The 16,515-nt window shown below is 63.6% G+C and carries 16 protein-coding genes; 6 read left to right on the forward strand and 10 right to left on the reverse strand.

Annotated elements, in window-relative coordinates; translation table 11 throughout:
• The first annotated feature begins 14 nt into the window (after positions 1–14).
• The gene (locus ACVMIH_RS11135) at positions 15–1,688 is read left to right on the forward strand and encodes a protein kinase domain-containing protein (RefSeq protein WP_456861682.1); all 1,674 of its coding nucleotides are present in this window, start codon (positions 15–17) and stop codon (positions 1,686–1,688) included.
• Positions 1,689–1,850: 162 nt separating this feature from the next.
• Here ACVMIH_RS11135 and ACVMIH_RS11140 read toward each other — a convergent pair whose 3' ends face one another.
• From ACVMIH_RS11140 to ACVMIH_RS11155, 4 genes are all read right to left on the reverse strand, one after another.
• Positions 1,851–2,477, reverse strand: coding sequence for a hypothetical protein (locus ACVMIH_RS11140; protein WP_456861684.1), 627 nt, complete (start codon positions 2,475–2,477; stop codon positions 1,851–1,853).
• A complete protein-coding gene (locus ACVMIH_RS11145; RefSeq protein WP_057019575.1) occupies positions 2,474–3,016 on the reverse strand; it encodes a c-type cytochrome in 543 nt (180 codons plus the stop codon). The genes ACVMIH_RS11140 and ACVMIH_RS11145 overlap by 4 nt, the downstream gene beginning before the upstream one ends.
• A gap of 73 nt (positions 3,017–3,089) precedes the next feature.
• Positions 3,090–4,862 (reverse strand): PQQ-dependent dehydrogenase, methanol/ethanol family, encoded by a 1,773-nt coding sequence (locus tag ACVMIH_RS11150; protein WP_129965109.1) that lies wholly within the window; start codon positions 4,860–4,862, stop codon positions 3,090–3,092.
• A gap of 135 nt (positions 4,863–4,997) precedes the next feature.
• Complete coding sequence (locus ACVMIH_RS11155; protein ID WP_456861686.1) at positions 4,998–5,468, reverse strand: copper chaperone PCu(A)C; 471 nt, start codon at positions 5,466–5,468, stop codon at positions 4,998–5,000.
• Between the two features lie 128 nt (positions 5,469–5,596).
• Between ACVMIH_RS11155 and ACVMIH_RS11160 the strand changes: the two genes are divergently transcribed.
• Entirely contained in the window at positions 5,597–5,887 is a 291-nt protein-coding gene (locus ACVMIH_RS11160; RefSeq protein WP_456861688.1) for a hypothetical protein, read from the forward strand.
• Positions 5,887–6,594, forward strand: coding sequence for a phosphotransferase family protein (locus ACVMIH_RS11165; protein WP_456861690.1), 708 nt, complete (start codon positions 5,887–5,889; stop codon positions 6,592–6,594). Before ACVMIH_RS11160 ends, ACVMIH_RS11165 begins: the two co-directional genes overlap by 1 nt.
• Positions 6,595–6,642: 48 nt before the next feature.
• Here ACVMIH_RS11165 and ACVMIH_RS11170 read toward each other — a convergent pair whose 3' ends face one another.
• The 3 genes from ACVMIH_RS11170 to ACVMIH_RS11180 all read right to left on the reverse strand — a co-directional run bounded on the left by ACVMIH_RS11170 (position 6,643) and on the right by ACVMIH_RS11180 (position 8,014).
• A complete protein-coding gene (locus ACVMIH_RS11170) occupies positions 6,643–6,825 on the reverse strand; it encodes a hypothetical protein (RefSeq protein WP_168857061.1) in 183 nt (60 codons plus the stop codon).
• 88 nt (positions 6,826–6,913) lie between these two features.
• Positions 6,914–7,369 carry a cupin domain-containing protein gene (locus ACVMIH_RS11175; RefSeq protein WP_057019578.1) on the reverse strand — a complete coding sequence of 152 codons (456 nt, stop codon included), beginning with the start codon at positions 7,367–7,369 and terminating at the stop codon, positions 6,914–6,916.
• Positions 7,370–7,456: 87 nt separating this feature from the next.
• Positions 7,457–8,014: a zinc metalloprotease gene (locus ACVMIH_RS11180; protein WP_057019579.1), complete on the reverse strand. Its 558-nt coding sequence runs from the start codon at positions 8,012–8,014 to the stop codon at positions 7,457–7,459.
• 620 nt (positions 8,015–8,634) lie between these two features.
• On the opposite strand from ACVMIH_RS11180, the gene ACVMIH_RS11185 reads away from it, so the two are divergent.
• Positions 8,635–10,473 carry a caspase family protein gene (locus tag ACVMIH_RS11185; RefSeq protein ID WP_063790152.1) on the forward strand — a complete coding sequence of 613 codons (1,839 nt, stop codon included), beginning with the start codon at positions 8,635–8,637 and terminating at the stop codon, positions 10,471–10,473.
• A 201-nt stretch (positions 10,474–10,674) separates the two neighbouring features.
• Here ACVMIH_RS11185 and ACVMIH_RS11190 read toward each other — a convergent pair whose 3' ends face one another.
• The 3 genes from ACVMIH_RS11190 to ACVMIH_RS11200 form a co-directional block, all read right to left on the reverse strand.
• Positions 10,675–11,274: a DUF4384 domain-containing protein gene (locus ACVMIH_RS11190; protein ID WP_229189324.1), complete on the reverse strand. Its 600-nt coding sequence runs from the start codon at positions 11,272–11,274 to the stop codon at positions 10,675–10,677.
• Positions 11,275–11,342: 68 nt separating this feature from the next.
• Positions 11,343–13,121 (reverse strand): caspase family protein, encoded by a 1,779-nt coding sequence (locus tag ACVMIH_RS11195; protein ID WP_168857063.1) that lies wholly within the window; start codon positions 13,119–13,121, stop codon positions 11,343–11,345.
• Between the two features lie 112 nt (positions 13,122–13,233).
• Positions 13,234–14,988 carry a hypothetical protein gene (locus tag ACVMIH_RS11200; protein WP_456861693.1) on the reverse strand — a complete coding sequence of 585 codons (1,755 nt, stop codon included), beginning with the start codon at positions 14,986–14,988 and terminating at the stop codon, positions 13,234–13,236.
• Between the two features lie 81 nt (positions 14,989–15,069).
• Between ACVMIH_RS11200 and ACVMIH_RS11205 the strand changes: the two genes are divergently transcribed.
• Entirely contained in the window at positions 15,070–15,441 is a 372-nt protein-coding gene (locus ACVMIH_RS11205) for a hypothetical protein (protein ID WP_244558919.1), read from the forward strand.
• Between the two features lie 88 nt (positions 15,442–15,529).
• Positions 15,530–16,510, forward strand: coding sequence for a DUF4424 domain-containing protein (locus ACVMIH_RS11210; protein ID WP_456861695.1), 981 nt, complete (start codon positions 15,530–15,532; stop codon positions 16,508–16,510).
• The last annotated feature ends 5 nt before the right edge of the window (positions 16,511–16,515 follow it).

A 16,515-nucleotide genomic window follows, 5' to 3' on the forward strand; every position in this document is an offset into this window, starting at 1 on the left:
AACGGGACTTGGGGGTGCGCGTCGGCTTTGCCAGCGAGACCGGCAAGCGCGCCGCCAATGAGGATTATGTCGCGGCCTGCTTGGGCCAGCCGGGCACGCTGCATCGCGATGTGGTCGCCGCGGTCGCCGACGGCGTCGGCGGCCACAAGGGCGGGCGCGAGGCCGCGGAGGTTGCGGTCCGCAGCTTCATCGACGCCTATTATTCGTTGCCCGAGACGCTCGGTGTCCGCCGCCGCGCCGCGCGGGCGCTGGAAGCCGCCAACAGCTGGATCTACGGCCAGGGCCGCGTCGATGCCGCGCGCAGCGGCATGGCCTGCGCGTTATCCTCGATCATCCTGTCACGGCGACAATGCCATGTGATCCATATCGGCGACACCCGTGCCTATCGCCTGAGCGACGGCCGCCTGGAACGCCTGACGCAGGACCATATCGCCGGCCGCGGTGACCTCGCCCACATGCTGAGCCGCGCCATCGGTTTCGAGGAGTTCGCCCGCTTCGACTACACGTCCCTCGGGCTCCGGCAACATGATCGCCTGCTGATCTGCAGCGACGGGGTTCACGGCGCGCTCGGCGATTTGCGCCTCCAGCAATTGCTGGAGGAACGCACGCCGCCTGACGAGTCCGCGCGCAGCATCGTCGACGCCGCCCTCGCGGCCGGCAGCAGCGACAACACGACCGCACTGGTGCTCGACGTCGTCGACCTGCCGCCGGCGGACCGCGACGATCTCACCCACGCGATCGCGACGCTGCCGATCCTCGATTTGCCGGTGACCGGCGATACGATCGACGATTTCAGCCTCGGCGACGTCTTGTCCGACGGGCGCTACAGCCGCCTGTTCAAGGCGATCGACAAGCGCGCCGGCCGCGAAGTGGTGCTGAAGTTTCCACATCCGCGGGTCGCGAGCGAAGGCTCCTACCGCCTCGCCTTCGTGCGCGAGGCCTGGGTCGCCGCGCGTGTGCGCAGCCTCTGGATCGGCGAAATCATCGAGGTGCCGGCGGAGCGGCAGACCAGGCTCTATTCGGCGATGCCGCTCTACGAGGGCGAAACACTGGAGCAGCGGCTTGGCCGCGCGCCGCGGCTGTCGCTCACCGACGGCATCGCGATCGCAACCAAGCTGGTGCGCGCGGTCACCGCGCTGCACCGCGCCGGCATCATCCATCGCGACATCAAGCCGGACAACGTGATCTTGCTGAAGGACGGCGGGTTGCGCCTTGTCGACCTCGGCGTCGCGCGGGTGCCGCTGCTGGAGGATTTTCCCGCCGAGGACATTCCGGGCACCGCGAGCTACATGGCGCCCGAACTGTTCGGCGGCAAGGCCGGTGACGAGGCCTCCGACCTGTTCGCGCTCGGCGTCACGGTCTATCGCATGTTCACCGCGAACTATCCGTTCGGCGAGATCGAACCGTTCTCGCGGCCTCGCTTCGGCAAGCCGGCGCCGCTATCGCGCTACCGGCCGGACCTGCCGGCCTGGCTCGACGCGGTGATCGGCAAGGCGCTCAGCGTCGACCCCGCGCAACGTTTTGGCGACGCCATCGAGTTCGCGCACGAACTGGAAAACGGCGCGACCTGGGCCGGCCCCGCCGTCACCACCCGCAAATCGCTGCACGACCGCGATCCCGTGACCTTCTGGAAGGTGCTATGCGCGATCCTGGCCCTGATCGTCGTGGTGCTGCTGGCGCGGCATTAGACTAGCTCCGTCATGACCGGCCTTGTGCCGGGCATCCACGTCTTCGCTGCAATCGCGTAAGAAAAGACGTGGATGGCCGGGACAAGCCCGGCCATGACGAAAAGAAAGAGAGTCATTTTAGATCAGTTAGGCAGCTGAAATTTGGCTATTTCAGTTTGCAGCTCAGGACCCGGCGCGGCGGATCGTGATGCGGGTCTCGTCGGTCATGTCCTTGAGCTCCTTGTTCGGCTCGCGGTAGAGATGGCGCTCGATCTCGACCGTGCGGCCGTCGATCGTCTTGGTGCATTTCTCGTCGACAAATACGCCGCCGACCTCCTGCTTGTCGGCGCCCGGCTGTGCCTTGGAACAGGTCCAGCCGTCCTCGCCATAGCGCGACCTCGCCTGCAGGCCGAGCAGGAAGGCCTTCTTGCGCAGATAGAGCCGCGCCTTCGGATCGGTCTCGATCATCAGCGCCGCGATCTTGGCGTCCTTGTCGATCATGACGGTGAGGATCGCGGGATGGCCGCCGACCATGGTGCCTTCCCGCCCACTCTCGCGATCGTACTCGAAGCGGATGCTGCGCAGCTGGTCCGGTCCGGCCTGGCAAGCCTGCCATTGCGCCCAGTCAGCCAATCTGTGGGTCTTCTCGCCGACGCAGGTCAGGTTGATGTAGCCCGCGTCCGGCACGCTGCTGATCGCCATTCCGACACTGATGTCGCGAAGGTCTCCCGCGGTCGCCATCGCCGGTACCGCTGCCGTGACGGTGACAGCGAAGACCAAGCCACGGATTGCCGATCTTTGCTTGCTCATGGCTTTGCCTTCTCGCTCTGGTCGGACGGCGCGGCGGCGTGGCCGGCCTCCTTGTAGACGTTGCAGACCCGCGAGCCATCGCCGAAGAACGCGATGCATTCATCGTAGGTCGGCTCGCCCTTGCCCTTGACGCGGGCAAGCACGTAATCGGCGACGGCTTCGATTTCGTTCGGCCGCAGGAACACATTCGCTTCGGGCGGCATGCGGTCCGCGACGTCCTGCCGGGTCATCTCGTAGCATTTCGTGGTGTCGTAGGAGCCGCGCACGAAGAACGGCATGCCGGTGCCCGGCCGGCCGCACGTCACGGTCTCGATGATCTGCTCGCGGGTCAGCTCGGTCTTGCGCAGCGACAGCGCGTCGCCGCCATAGCCGCCGCCGCCATTGCCGTGCCATTTGTGGCAGCCGACGCAATTGCCGCGCTTGAACACCGCCTTGCCCGCATCGGTCGGATCGCTCGCCGACTGCGCTTGCGCGGTACCGATAAATCCCATCACCAGCGCGCAGCCGAGCCACGCGCCAACCAGCGATATTTTTTTCATTCGTCTTGTTTCTTGTCTTTCTCGGCCAAATCGACGCGGGAGGCCTCGGTGAGAGGCCTCCCGCGCTGCGACGTCAAAGGGCGAACACGTAGAGCATCGAGCCCGGCTGCATCCGCTTCAGCTCGGGCGTGGCATCGATGAACCACTTGTCCCAGGCACCGCCGAGGCCGACCAAAATCGCGACATACTGCTTGCCGTCCACCGAGAACGTCATCGGAGGCGCGTTGACGCCGCCGCCGGTGTTGAACTGCCAGAGCTGCTGCAGCGATTTCGCGTCATAGGCGATCACCTCGCCGGACGGCTGTCCGGAGAACACGAGGTCGGGCGTCGCCAGGATGCCCCCGAGGTTCGGGAATTCGGTCTCCGCCTTCCCTGCCACCTTGCCGGTGGTGACGTCGATCGCGGTGACGCTGCCGGTGATCTTGACCGGCTGGCTCGGTCCGCCGCCCGTGAAGAACTCGCGCTTCTTCAACTTGTCCGGCGTCGTCTCCTCGACCGTGATCCGGTTGCAGCTCTCGATCACCGGGATGTACCAGAGCTTCAGGTTCGGATTATACGCGGTCGGCGGCCAGTTCTTGCCGCCCATGTTGCCGGGGCAGATGTCCGTCACCTTGTTGGTGCGGCTTGGCGTCACCGCCGCGTTGTAGCGCTGCACGCCCTGCTTCGGATCATACTCCACCGGCTTGCCGGATTCGGGATCGAGACCCTTGGTCCAGGTCACCTTCTTGACGAACGGCAGACCCCAGATGAACTTGCCGCTGTTGCGGTCGATCGCATAGGCAAAGCCGTTGCGGTCGGCCTCGAGCGCGAGCTTCTGCGTCGTGTTGTTCGGACCGGGGACGTCGACCAGCACGTTCTCCGCCACGCTGTCATAGTCGTAGGGATCGTTCGGCGTGTGCTGGTAGTGCCACTTGATCTTGCCGGTGTCGGCATCGAGACCAAGCGAGGAGTCGGTGTAGAGGTTGTCGCCGGGCCGATACTCGTTGTCCCAGTCCGGTCCGGGATTGCCGACACCCCAGACGATGGTGTTGGTCGAGGGGTCGAAGCTGCCGGTGACCCAGGTCGATCCGCCGCCGCTCGCCTTGGCGTCCTTGTCGTCCTTCCAGGTCTCGTGACCGGCCTCGTCCTTGCCCGGGATGGTGTGGGTGCGCCACACTTCCTTCTGGCTCTTCAGGTCGGTCGCCGCGATCCAGCCGCGAATGCCGTATTCGGCGCCGGCAACGCCCGTGATCGCCATGTCCTTGACGATCAGCGGTGCACCGGTGATCACCTCGCCCTTGTCGGGATCGGCGACCTGGCGCTGCCAGGCGACCTGCCCGGTCTCCTTGTTGGTCGCGATCAGGCGGCCGTCGAGCGTGTGCGAGACGACGAGGTTGCCCCACAATGCGACGCCGCGGTTGTCGACGCCGCAGCAGGCGACCGCGCCGGCCCAGTCATGGTCGGTCTTCGGATCCATCTTCCAGAGCAGCACGCCTTTGCCGCCATGGGCATCGATCTTGTAGACCGAACCCCAGCCGTCGGTGACGTACATGAAGCCGTTCTCGACGATCGGCGTCCCCTCCAAGCCGCCGTGCGACCAGATTCCGCCGCCCTCGACGCCGCCGAGATGCATGGTCCAGGCGACCTTGAGGTTCTTGACGTTGTCCTTGTTGATATCGGCCAGCGACGAGAAGCGCGTCGCCGAATAGTTCTTGTGGTGGTGCAGCCAGTTGCCTGCTTCCTTGTCAGCATTGAGCAGACGGTCCTGGCCGACATCGTCGGCGAGCGCGAAAGAGCCCGCGAAGGTCGCTGCGGATGCTACTGCCGCGGCGAGCATATGCGACTTTACCCAATTCAACCTTGTCATGAGTTCATTTCCTCCGGATCTAGCATTCTTCATTGATCGAACCGCCCGTCACACACGGGCGATCACGCGAGAAGCCTTGAGTCCCGGCGCATGGCTGTGCACCACCCGCCGTCTTCTTGAGTCACTTGTGTGAGGTCACTTCTGGACCTGTACCTCCGTCTCGATGGTGCCTGCTTTCTGAAAAACGAGCGCGCATTTGAAGGTCTCGCCCGGCGTGAGCGCCTGACGCATCTGCAGCAGCATGACGTGATAACCGTCACGCTTCAGCTCGAGCATCGCCTTTGCCGGCACTGGTATATTGGATATCGAGCGCATCGCCGGTGCGCCTTCGCCGCGATCCACAGTATGACGCTCGGAAAAATTCGCAACCGGGCAGCGGACACGAAGCAGCGCATCGGCGCTGTCGGCCTCGTTCTTGATCGTCATCGTCAACGGTAGGTCCCCGCCCGCTTTGTCGACCGCCGGCACGCGCGCGTCCACAATCTGCAAGGACTCGTTCGCGGCGGCGTTATGCATCACTCCGAACGTGCTGATCAGGCAGAATAATGGCAACGCGATCCATGATCGGCACGCAACGGCGCAATGCAACTCCCGCTCGAACGACATCAAGTTCTCTCCCAACATGATTTTTGCAGCATTGTTTCATGCTTCGTCGTGCGCTGCCAGCAATAGATCGCGAACGCTGCATCAACGCGATTTTGAGCACGCATAGCGGCCATGCTAACTTCCTGCGCATGAGTGCTCTCGATAAACTTCCGCCGGCACAGCGCGACGCAGCACATGCCGCACTGCGTCAGGTGATCGGCACCGCGGCGATCGACGCGGTCACATCGGTCTCGGGCGGCGCAACGTCGGCGCAATTGTTCCGGATCGATGCAGGCGGCGAGAATTATTTGCTCCGAATCGAAGGAATGCCGAGCCCGCTGCGCAATCCGTTTCAGTATGTGTCGCTCAGGATCGCCGCCGAGGCCGGCATCGCGCCGCGACTCCATTATGTCGACGAGGCCTCGCGCGCGTCGCGGTGATGGATTTTGTGCAGCGGCAGCCGCTCGGCCGCTATCCCGGCGGCCTGCCGGCGCTGGCGAAGGCGCTCGGCGAATTGCTGGCGCGCCTGCAGGAGACGCCGACCTTTCCCGCTTTCGTGCGCTACCCCGACATCGTGGCCCGGCTCTGGGCCCATGTCGGCCGCACCGGCCTGTTCGCGCCCGGCGTGCTTGAGCGCTGCAACGCGCACCTCGCGCGCATCCGCGCGGCCTATGCCTGGGATGAGGCCAACTCGGTGTCGAGCCACAACGACTCGCTCCCCGCCAACATCCTGTTCGACGGCAACAGGCTCTGGATGATCGACTGGGAATCCGCCTATCGCACCGATCCGCTGGTCGACCTCGCGATTGTCGGCGACAGCTTGGCGCGGACGCCGGAGCTGGAAAGCATTTTGCATCGTGCCTGGCTCGGCCGCCGGCTCGACGAGGCGCGGCGCGCACGGCTCGCACATGTCCGCGCGCTCACCCGGCTCTACTACGCCGGCGTGCTGCTCAGCGCATCGGCGACGGCGCCGCGCACCGTACCCGATACGAGCCTTGCGGCACCGACGCTTGCCGAGCTCGCAGAGGCCACACGCGCCGGCCGGCTCAAGGCCGGCACGCCGGCGGCCAAGCATGTGCTGGGCAAGATGTTCGTCGCCGCGTTCCTGACCGAAATCGCGACGCCCGGCTTCGATCTTTCGGTCTGACGTTCACCCCGGCGGATCGAACGTCGACGGAAAGAACTGCGGCGCAGCTCACTGCGGCACCGGGTGCAGCCTTGCGAGCTGGTCGAGCGACAATTCGGCCTCGCGATCGCTCAGGGGAAAACGCACGATCACGTCCTGACGCGCCAGCTGGCCCCACAGCGCATCCGACGACCATTTCTGCGGCTCGGGTCCGCGCGGACCGTCGACCCAGATAAAATACCATTCCGCCATGGAGGCGACCAAAGCTCCTCGCCGGAACATTGGTCCTTCGCCGGCCAATCCGCAACGCCCGATTTCGTGCGCGGCGCGACAGGTGGGGCTATTCGTACGGCGTGCCGTCCTTGTGCAGGAAGCGGCCGTCGGAGCTCGGGCTCATCATGTCGATGTCGGAGCAGGTGATGACGTCGGCGCGCGAGCGCGAGCCGACCTCGAGATAGGTCGCCGTCATCTGCGACCTGTTGATCAGATGATGCCCGTTGCCGGAGTTCTTCGGAAACGCCGCGCAATCGCCGGCCCGCAGCACCGTCTCGCCGCCGTCCTCCATCAGAACCACCTCGCCCGCGAGCACATAGACGAACTCGTCCTCATCCGAATGCCAGTGGCGCTGGCTCGACCAGTTGCCGGGCGGCAGCCGCATCAGGTTGACGCCGAAGTCGGCGAGCCCGCCGGCATCACCGAGACGCTGCCGCACCCGCTCGGCGCACGGCGCGGCGAACTCCGCCGGATAGCCGGTCCCGTTGCGTTCCGGCACGTTTGCAAGGTCGACCCTGGGCATGGCGTCTCTCCGGCGGTTGGCGGGCGAACGAGCGATCGGGCCGGCTGTAAACCGTTTCATGGAAGGCGGCAGCAGGAGGTTCCGAGGTCAGCCGCCAAATCGCTTCACCAGTTTTGAACCTTTGGCCGTGCTTATCTGCTGACCGGTCAAATCGCTTCCCACGCTCAATCCCTTCGTCATCAAGTTGCTGCGCAGGGCGGCCTGCTTCTCATCGGCGTAATCTACGTCGACGTGGTCGAGACTCATCAAATGCCCAAGTTCATGGGCCCACGCGCGTCCGTTGGCAAAGTCATTGCCATACCATTGGACAAAGCTTGCCGGCTCGGGATCGCTATGAAGATACGAGCCGCCACCAGCCGAGAGATTGACTATCGGATTGACGAGATAGATGTGGACCGCATTGTCGGGAGCATGCCGGAAACTGAGAACATCCAGCACGCGCTGATCATTGTTGCGCGCGCTCTTCGCCATATCGAGCGGTTTATCTTCCACGTAATCATTGATCACGAACGCGATCTTGGCCTTCGCCCAGATCTTATTGACCACATCCAGTGCCTTCTTGGCGGCCTCGCCACTCCATTTTTGCGGCTCGGCGACACCTTTCTCGGCAAATGGCGTAATGTAGATTTTCAGTGGAATAGACATGTGCGTCTCCAGAGATTTCGACGACACCTGCGGTGGGCGTCCACACGTCGACGTCCGGATCCCGAGGACGCAGATTTCGATTTTTCGGGACTCGCACGTCTCAACTCGAACGGATCGGCGTTGCTTCCAGATAGACGCAGTTCGCGCTCCTATGGAAGAGGCTCGAGGCTGCGACAAACGGCCGAGACGAACGGGCTGAACCTTGTCGACGCCACCGAGACTAACAACGCGGCCGTCACACGCTGACGATCCGGCACGAGCATCGCTTGAGCATGCGAGTTCAATTCCGAGATCACTATCGAGAGATGGAACTTCAGCTTGGCGAAGCCCAGGCGGATGCCGGCACTGCCAGCCATTCCGGCGCTAACGATAAAAGACAGATATTTCAATATCTTACAGGTCAATTGACATTTGTTCGGCCGTGCACCACCGGCCCTACACGCTTCGGTGTATCCTTGAACAATCTCGCTGCCCCGGACGACAACATCAGGAATGGATTGGACTCAAGTTTGTTCTCTACGGAGGTATGCCGGCGCCCGTAACGCTTGACGCAGTGGAGTTTGCGCGCGGCCACCTTCGATAAAGCTGCCGTTGTTTCGAGCCGATTTTGGACGTTCGCCATGCGCTACACGCTCCTCCGAGTTCTTGTTGTTCTTGCTGCTTCGGTTCTCCTGGCGTCTCAGCCAGCCTGGGCAACGAAGCGAGTGGCTTTGGTGGTCGGCAATTCGAACTATCAAAATGCGCCACTACTTCCGAATCCTGCCAATGATGCCACCGCTATCGCCGCGACCTTGAAGGGCGCCGGGTTCGATTTGGTGGAGTCTCGGCTGAACCTGACCTCGAGCGACATGCGGCGGGCACTGAGGGATTTCGCCGATCAAGCCCGCGATGCGGACATCGCCATCGTCTACTATGCAGGTCACGGAATCGAGATCGACGGGACGAATTATCTGATTCCGACGGATGCAAGGCTTGAACGCGACACTGATATCTATGACGAGGCCTTCTCGCTCGATCGCGTCCTGCTGGCCATCGAGCCCGCCAAACAGCTCCGCGTCGTGATCGTTGATGCCTGCCGCAACAATCCATTCGCCGACACGATGAAACGAACCGTCGCTTCGCGCGCGATCAGCCGCGGGCTCGCCCGGGTAGAACCCGCCGTATCCAATACGCTGATCGCGTTTGCGGCGAAGGCCGGACTGACCGCGCTCGACGGCAACAGCACGAACAGTCCCTACGCGACAGCGCTGGTGAAATATATCGCAAAGCCTGGACTGGACCTGCGCAGGGCTTTCGGCTTCGTCCGCGATGATGTCTTGCAAGCGACCGGCAACCGACAGGAGCCTTACGTTTACGGCTCACTGGGCGGTGAGGACGTTGCCCTCGTGCCAAAGGCAGAAGAGCCGGCGCCGCCGCCGGCTAACGCCTCGTCGGAGATTCGTCGCGACTACGAATTGGCCCTGCAACTGGGTAACAAGGCCGCTATGAGCGCGTTCCTCGCCCAGCACCCCGACGGCTATTATTCAAATCTGGCCAAGCTTCAGCTCAACCAGATCGACGCGGAGGACGCACGCGTTACCGCCACCCGGAAAGCGCAGGAAGCGGAGCAGCAGAAGGTGCGGCTTGCGTCCGAAGGTGCCCAGCGAGCGGAGCAGGAAAAGGCGGCCGCAGAATTCAAGGCCGCGGAGGATGCCCGTATCGCGGCAGAAAGAACAAAGCAGGCGGCGCAGGACCAAGCTGCCGAGGCTGAACGGAAGCGGACCGCATCCCAAACCTCAACGGTCGCCATGCTTTCCACGAACGGACCTGTGGTCGACAGCGCCAAGCCGGATAATATTGCAACCGCTACCCCATCGCTGAATAGCGAGGGCGCGAAGGTTGCCGCCTTGAACACGGCGCCGCCGCAGGAGGATCTTGCCAAATCGGTGCAGAGCGAGTTGAGCCGGGTTGGCTGTTTCACGGGCTCCATCGACGGTGATTGGAACGCGGCCTCGCGTCGCTCCCTGACCCTGTTCAACCGGCACGCCGGAACCAAATTTGACGTCAAGCTTGCAAGCCTCGATGCGCTCGATGCGATCAAGCTGAAGCCGGCCCGGGTTTGCCCGCTGATCTGCGAACATGGCTACAAGGCCGACGGCGACCAGTGCCGCAAGATCACCTGCGCCGAGGGCTCGTTCCTGAACGAGGATAACGAATGCGAGAAGCGGCGCGGTAAAAAGCCGGTGGCAAAGCGTTACATTGATGAGCGCCCGTCGCGCGCCGATCGTCCGGTCCGCGAGAGGCCCGAGCCGCAAGCCGACACTCCCCGACGACAGGCGACTGCGAGACCCTCGGGTGGCAGCGGCCAGATCGTGTGTGATGCTTATCTATGCCGCCCGGTCCGTCGCGGATGTCATCTCGATTACCGTGGCGGCGGAGGTCCCGGCGGCGGTACCGGCAATGTTGAGGTCTGCAACTAGGACGGCCACGGCGGCGCGCTCGAGATCGGGCCGCCGTCTCCTCCGCAATCGGTCATGCCCGGGGGGGTGCAACGGAGCCAAACCGCAGGGCCCTGCATGCAAGAAGCCGAACAGCAGCCTCCGCCACAAGGATATTCACCACATGATCGCGCGCGACGGCCTCCTCAACCGCCCGAGTAGCCGGAGCAACGCGATCGCTACCTACTTGATGGAGTATGATTTGATGTCGAACGACCAATTGTTCGGCAACAGTCTTCCGCCGCCGCTGTCCGGTATCCGCAGCTGACTGGTCCAATCCGACAGATAGCTCAACGTGTCGGCCGGCCCCTGAAGCTTGCGCTGAATGTCCGGCAGATCGAGCAATTGCACGCGTCGCTCGCTCAGGATCGCAACGATCACGGCGGACCCGGCCGGCGGCGCGACGACATATTCAAATCCACGTTGCTGTGCCGCCGGGGTCGGAACGATGAATTGGACGCCAGGCTTGACAAGATTCATGTCGGGTCCGACCGACTGCGCCAATAGCTCGGCAGTCGGGAAGATCTGGGACATCCGCCCGTCCGCATCAACATCCACCAGCATCAGATAGCCCGGCTTCCTGGCGGTTACGCCGAATGACACCTTGCCGCCAATGTTGACGGTTGGACCCGGCAGGATTTCAAGCGCCACGCCGGCGGCATTTGCCGGCCCGCGCGGGGCCTGTACGCGCCAGAGCAACGGAGCATTCGTCGCACCTGCCGATGGAGCGGCCGATGGCGGCGGCGTCGCCCACGCGGCCCCGCCTCCTGCCAGCAGCAGCACGATCGCGAACCAGGATTGCTTGCGGGAAACCAGTTTCGCTGGCGACATGACCGGCTGTCACAGCTTCGTCAGGGAACGCTGAAAAAGCCGATTGACGCGATCCGCGCGTCCGCCGGCAGGTAGCGCTCCAGACTCTTGATCACCTGCCCCGAGGCACGGCGCCGGTTGAGCTGCATCAAGACCGTCTCCAGATCAACCATCCGCTGCTGCGAGGTTACCGCGACGATCTGCTCGGCGCCAAACGGCTCGCCTACCCGAAGAGGCAGCCGCAGATTTGCTGACCGAGCCATCGCGGCATCGGAACCCACCGGATACAGCATCTGGATGGTTCCATCACCGGACACGTTGAATAGCAGCACCGCCCGCGAACCGACGTCGGACAATTCGACCTCGACGGTCTGTCCGCTGCGCTGCTGTCGGTCATCCGGCCAAATACGCATCAGCTGCGGCGACTGCGTCGCCATGCGCTTCAGCTCCCGAATTGCCGCGGTTCGGTTGACCACTGTCGTCAAACCGCCAACGTCGACGCCATAGGCGACCACGTCGCCCCAGGCGATCACATCATGGGATACGGGGTCCCAAATCAGGTCGGGATTATCAGTCGGTTGAACGGCCTGCACGCTGGCGTCCTGCGGCTTGACGCTGGTGAAATAGCCCATCTTGCCGTCAAGCGCTGCCAAGCGGATCGGCGTGGTGAGGCGGAAGGGTGGCAGTGCGGCACTGGGCGCAGCCGGGGCGGTCGCAGCGGCACTGGTTGGAGCGGTTTGCGACTTGGCCGTAACGGCCGGCGGCGCAGGGGTCTGCTTCTCGGCGGACGCGACGGTAGCGACCTGGCCGGAGGCAGCTCTCGCCGCCGTCCCCTGGATCAGCACCACGCCGCGGGTCAGTTCGAACGCGACCTCGGTTTCCGGCATCTGTGCCGGCGACGATACCGTCACGATATTCTGGCGCTGGTCGGACAGTTGATAGACCACCTGCCGAACATTGCTGAAAAGCTCTTTCAGGGTCACCTTGCCATCATGATTGATGTCCGCGTTGCCCTCCACGGCGCGCGCAACGGCATAACTCAGGGCGCCGCGCAGGCCATCGATCCCCGGAATCCGCACTTCCGGCGCCTTGGTGTGCCGATCGACCGCGGCGATGAACGCGGTGTGGTCGAGATCGAGTTCGGACTTCGGGTCGTCGCTGCTCGACACCGGCTTCAATTCATCGACCAGCAGCGTGTAGCGGGGCACCTGCCGAAAACTCATCTCAGCCGCCCGCGGATCGATATCGCGCACCATTCCGCCGCCATGGCAGGTATCCGCGACGAAAATCACCCTTGCGCCGCGCAATTCGAACTGCCGGATGAAATGGTTGAATTCGCTTCCCAGAATGCGCTCGACCGACCCGGCGGGCGTGGTCGCGAATTCAGGCAGCAGGAACACGTTCTCCATTCCGTCCGGTTCCGAGCCCTTGATCCGCTCCGGCTCCTGCGTGCCGTGACCTGCGATCGACAGGAAGACGAGATCGTTGCTCTTGGTCCGCTCCACCAGTGAGCTGATTTCGCGCAGCACGCTCGCCCTGTCCGCCTGTGCATTGGTCAGCTCGACCACATCGCTGACGCCCATGGTCCTCAGGCTCGACACGATGTCATTGGCGTCGGCGACCGCGCCCTTCAATTTGCGTACATGCTGGTAGTCGTCGATCCCGATGACGAGCGCCCGGAGCGCCGCACCGTCGGGATTGCTTATCGACAGTTCACCCGCCGCATGCGCGCGCTGGAGTGGCAGGCCGATCAACGCGGCGAGCAGGATGGCGGCACACAGCCAACCGGTCCTTCGATCAAAGCCCCTGAGCGTTCGCATCGCGATCCACCTCGATATCAAGCAGGTCCGCCCTGGAACCGCACCGGCAAGGCAGAGCGGCAGGAATGCCGTCCGGACCTCCGGAAACCAGCGCGCAGGCGGTGATCCATGTTCATCTGTAGCCTTGGCAAGACCTCAGGTTCAGCGCCGTTTGTTCGCCGTCTTGCGGCCTGTCGGCGCCTCGGTCTCCTGATAGGCGTTCGCGGAAACGGTCGTCTGATCGTCTGCGAACGCCCGAAAGCGGACCGGAACGTAAACCGCGCGCAAGCAGGCTCGCGAGCGGGTAGACGTTGCGGCAGACCCGACCGTTGCAGCCACCCGTCGAGGATTCCATGACCTCGGCCTTGCGATCCGGGGTGAACCGCAGGAACAACATCACGTGGGAACCCGGTTTGTTCAGGGCGTCACCAGGCTTGAGGTCCCAGGGGTTGGTCACCGGCGCGGCGATCGCGGGAATGGCAGCGGTCGTGTAATGGACGGAAAGTCCCCACGTGGCACTGACGAACGCCGAACAGTCGACACCCGCCACATCCGGCCGTGGCTCGTTACGGGTGCAGACATTGCCCGCCAGGGTCCCGCCGTCGATCCGCTGCCGGAAATTCGCGAGCGAACCGTGGCAGCCCCAGCAATAGGGCACACCCCGCACTTCCTGGTTTACCTTGCCCTGCAGATACCACGGCCGGCGAATACGGCTGAAACCGGAGCATTGGCTGTCGGGATCGCTGCCGTAGTTCGCCGGTGTCAGCTTCCACTGGATGCCCTCAAAGGCGAAGGCCGTCTCGATCGCCTGCTGACGATTGGACGGCCGCACGGCGGCGGTCGCATTGAACTTGATATCCGGCCGCGCCGCCGCCGGCGCGGCCGCCGTGCGCGACGGCCTGACGTCAATGACGGATACCTTCCCCAGGGGGCGGAAGCCGACACCAACCACCTCGACGCCATCCGGCTTGGTACGCAGAAAATAGACGTCGCCGTCGCCCGAGACGGTGACGAACCGCCGGGTCACGGGCGTGTTCTCCAGCGGCAGCTCGTAGATACCCTCAAGGCGTCCGTTCGCGGCATAGCGTGCGACGAAGGTGGAGGCATTCTTGCCCGACGGCGGAATGTCCTCGGCCAGCATGTAGAAGCGGTCGCTGTTGTCGATCTCGAGAAACTCCACGGTGCCGAGCTGGTTGCGGACGCGCAGGCCGAGCTGACCGATGGTCTCGTTGGAGACCATGGTCTGGATTTCGACCCGAACGCCGGCATTGCCCTTGTCGGGAATGATATCGGCGATCACCGATCCCTTGCTGCGCGAGGCGATATATTGCCGATCGGGCTGTCGCGTCGTCCTCACGATGGCCGCGCGCGTATTCTGATCCAGCAAGTCGGTCGGGCTGCTCAGCGCCTGCGAGCCCATCTGTGCGAAGGCCGAAATGGCGACCTGGTCGTCGGTTCCGCGGGATGAGACTTCCTCCAGTTGGATCTCGTCGCCGCCCAGCCCGCGTGTGGACTGTCCTGGTGCCGCCTTCAGCATTCGCACACCGCCGTCCCAAACCATGATGTCGTCGTTATGGACGACGAGGTCGGTGGGCTGGACGTCGCCAGGCATCTTCAGGATGTCGGGAGCAGTGTTCGGTTGCTTGGGGTCGAACTGCAGAATGCGGCCATTGATTTGATCGAGCACAAACAGATTTCCCTGTCCGTCAGCGCTGAGCGCTTGCGGGCCCGCGAGTTCGACGTCCTGGCTGGCCGCGACGATTCCCACCATGGATGCAGCCGAACCGCCGGCAAAGCTTCGCACGACCGCATCGTCGGCCCGTGCCCCGGTGGCCGCTATGGCAGTGCCAACGATAGAGAGCCAGATCCAGCTAGATCGACGAAGCATATCCGCCTCAATGTAACCGAACCGAATGCGGCGTCAGTCCGACTAATCCAAGACTGCCTAATCCAAGACTGCGCGAGTGCAGTGTCAATTGGTGGCGAGCAACCCCGATCCCGTTCAACTCTTTCACTGGACGGTGATAGTCCGAACTCCTTCAGCCTGCAGTGCAAAATCATGGCCAGAAACAGATTTGAGCAAGTCAGCGAAATCCAGCCCGACGCGATTACGCTGGTTTTGAGATGCGACAATGCCGGCGCCTCCGGGTCAATCGTGTTGCCGGCCGCCGCAAGCGGAGGTCGCCTGAGCAGCGACCAGGTCAGCGCCCATATGCCCGCCCAGGATGCCTTTCGCGGCGCAATCCGTCTCGCCAATGACATGAAGCTCGCGATCGTGGTTTGCGACCCCGATGGCGTCTGGAAGCCGGAATGGGGCGACCTTTATCAGGCGATCGATTGACCCGCACGGGCAGACGCTGCGGCGCCGCATGGAGGCCGGCATGGCAAATGGAGCGTTAAGCGGGCTGTCGTTGAGGTCGCGAGCCTTGATGATCGTCCTGTTGGCCGCAACCGGCTGGCCTGCGCGGGCGAACGATTCGGCAGCCGAATTGTCCATCGGCGGGCTGCAATTCGTCCGCACCAAGGACGTGGCCATGGCGAGCGAGGAGCTTCGTATCGGGCTGGACCGGGTCAGCGTTCGCTACCAATTCGTCAACCAGACGAGCAAGCCGGTTGCGCTCACTGTCGCCTTTCCGCTGCCGGACATCGACCTGTCCGAAGCCGAGAGCATTGCGCTTCCATCGAGCGATCCGGTCAACTTCGTCGCGTTCGAGACGAGGATCGACGGCAACCCGGTGCCGCTGGCCATCGACCAGCGCGCCATGGTCGGCAACAAGGATGTCACCGCCCTCCTCCGTCAGTTCAAGCTGCCTTTGCTGCCGCTCGGTGATCGGGAGATACGGGTGGCCGACCTGCCGGCGACAACCCGCACGAAGCTGATCGATGATGGCCTTCTGATGCCTGCCGGCATGAGCGACAACGGTCGCCAGCAATACACGCCCGGCTGGATAACCAGGACGTCGGCTGTTCGCGAGCAAGTGTTCCCAGCAGCGCATACCGTCACGGTCGAACATCAATATCGCCCGAGCGTCGGCTCCAGCCCTGACACGGTCCTGCGCGCGGGCCTACGTCGCAGCGCGGCGCTAGGCCCGGAGGTCGAGCGATACCGGAGAGACTATTGCATTACGGATGCGTTCCTTGCCGAATTGGACAAGCGCACAGGCGACAGCCAGGCCAATACCGCAAAACTGCAGGAGCGGCGCATTTCCTACGTGCTCAAGACGGGTGCGAACTGGGCGGGTCCAATCCGGTCCTTCACGTTGACGATCGATCCGGGCGGCGACGATCGCCTGGTCAGTTTTTGTCCAGGGCGACTCAAGCCGGCATCTGCCGACAATTCGCGGCAGTTCACGGCGAGCGACTTCAAGCCGGATGCCGACCTGAAGATCTTGATGATCGGCAAGTTCTGAACGGC

The organism is Bradyrhizobium sp. USDA 4503 (assembly GCF_054055815.1).

What these genes read in the sequence shown, in the direction of transcription:
- ACVMIH_RS11140 (WP_456861684.1), bottom strand. Translation starts at nt 2,477, where the DNA reads ATGAGCAAGCAAAGATCGGCAATCCGTGGCTTGGTCTTCGCTGTCACC.
- ACVMIH_RS11145 (WP_057019575.1), bottom strand. Translation starts at nt 3,016, where the DNA reads ATGAAAAAAATATCGCTGGTTGGCGCGTGGCTCGGCTGCGCGCTGGTG.
- ACVMIH_RS11150 (WP_129965109.1), bottom strand. Translation starts at nt 4,862, where the DNA reads ATGACAAGGTTGAATTGGGTAAAGTCGCATATGCTCGCCGCGGCAGTA.
- ACVMIH_RS11155 (WP_456861686.1), bottom strand. Translation starts at nt 5,468, where the DNA reads ATGTCGTTCGAGCGGGAGTTGCATTGCGCCGTTGCGTGCCGATCATGG.
- ACVMIH_RS11160 (WP_456861688.1), top strand. Translation starts at nt 5,597, where the DNA reads ATGAGTGCTCTCGATAAACTTCCGCCGGCACAGCGCGACGCAGCACAT.
- ACVMIH_RS11165 (WP_456861690.1), top strand. Translation starts at nt 5,887, where the DNA reads ATGGATTTTGTGCAGCGGCAGCCGCTCGGCCGCTATCCCGGCGGCCTG.
- ACVMIH_RS11170 (WP_168857061.1), bottom strand. Translation starts at nt 6,825, where the DNA reads ATGGCGGAATGGTATTTTATCTGGGTCGACGGTCCGCGCGGACCCGAG.
- ACVMIH_RS11175 (WP_057019578.1), bottom strand. Translation starts at nt 7,369, where the DNA reads ATGCCCAGGGTCGACCTTGCAAACGTGCCGGAACGCAACGGGACCGGC.
- ACVMIH_RS11180 (WP_057019579.1), bottom strand. Translation starts at nt 8,014, where the DNA reads ATGTCTATTCCACTGAAAATCTACATTACGCCATTTGCCGAGAAAGGT.
- ACVMIH_RS11185 (WP_063790152.1), top strand. Translation starts at nt 8,635, where the DNA reads ATGCGCTACACGCTCCTCCGAGTTCTTGTTGTTCTTGCTGCTTCGGTT.
- ACVMIH_RS11195 (WP_168857063.1), bottom strand. Translation starts at nt 13,121, where the DNA reads ATGCGAACGCTCAGGGGCTTTGATCGAAGGACCGGTTGGCTGTGTGCC.
- ACVMIH_RS11200 (WP_456861693.1), bottom strand. Translation starts at nt 14,988, where the DNA reads ATGCTTCGTCGATCTAGCTGGATCTGGCTCTCTATCGTTGGCACTGCC.
- ACVMIH_RS11210 (WP_456861695.1), top strand. Translation starts at nt 15,530, where the DNA reads ATGATCGTCCTGTTGGCCGCAACCGGCTGGCCTGCGCGGGCGAACGAT.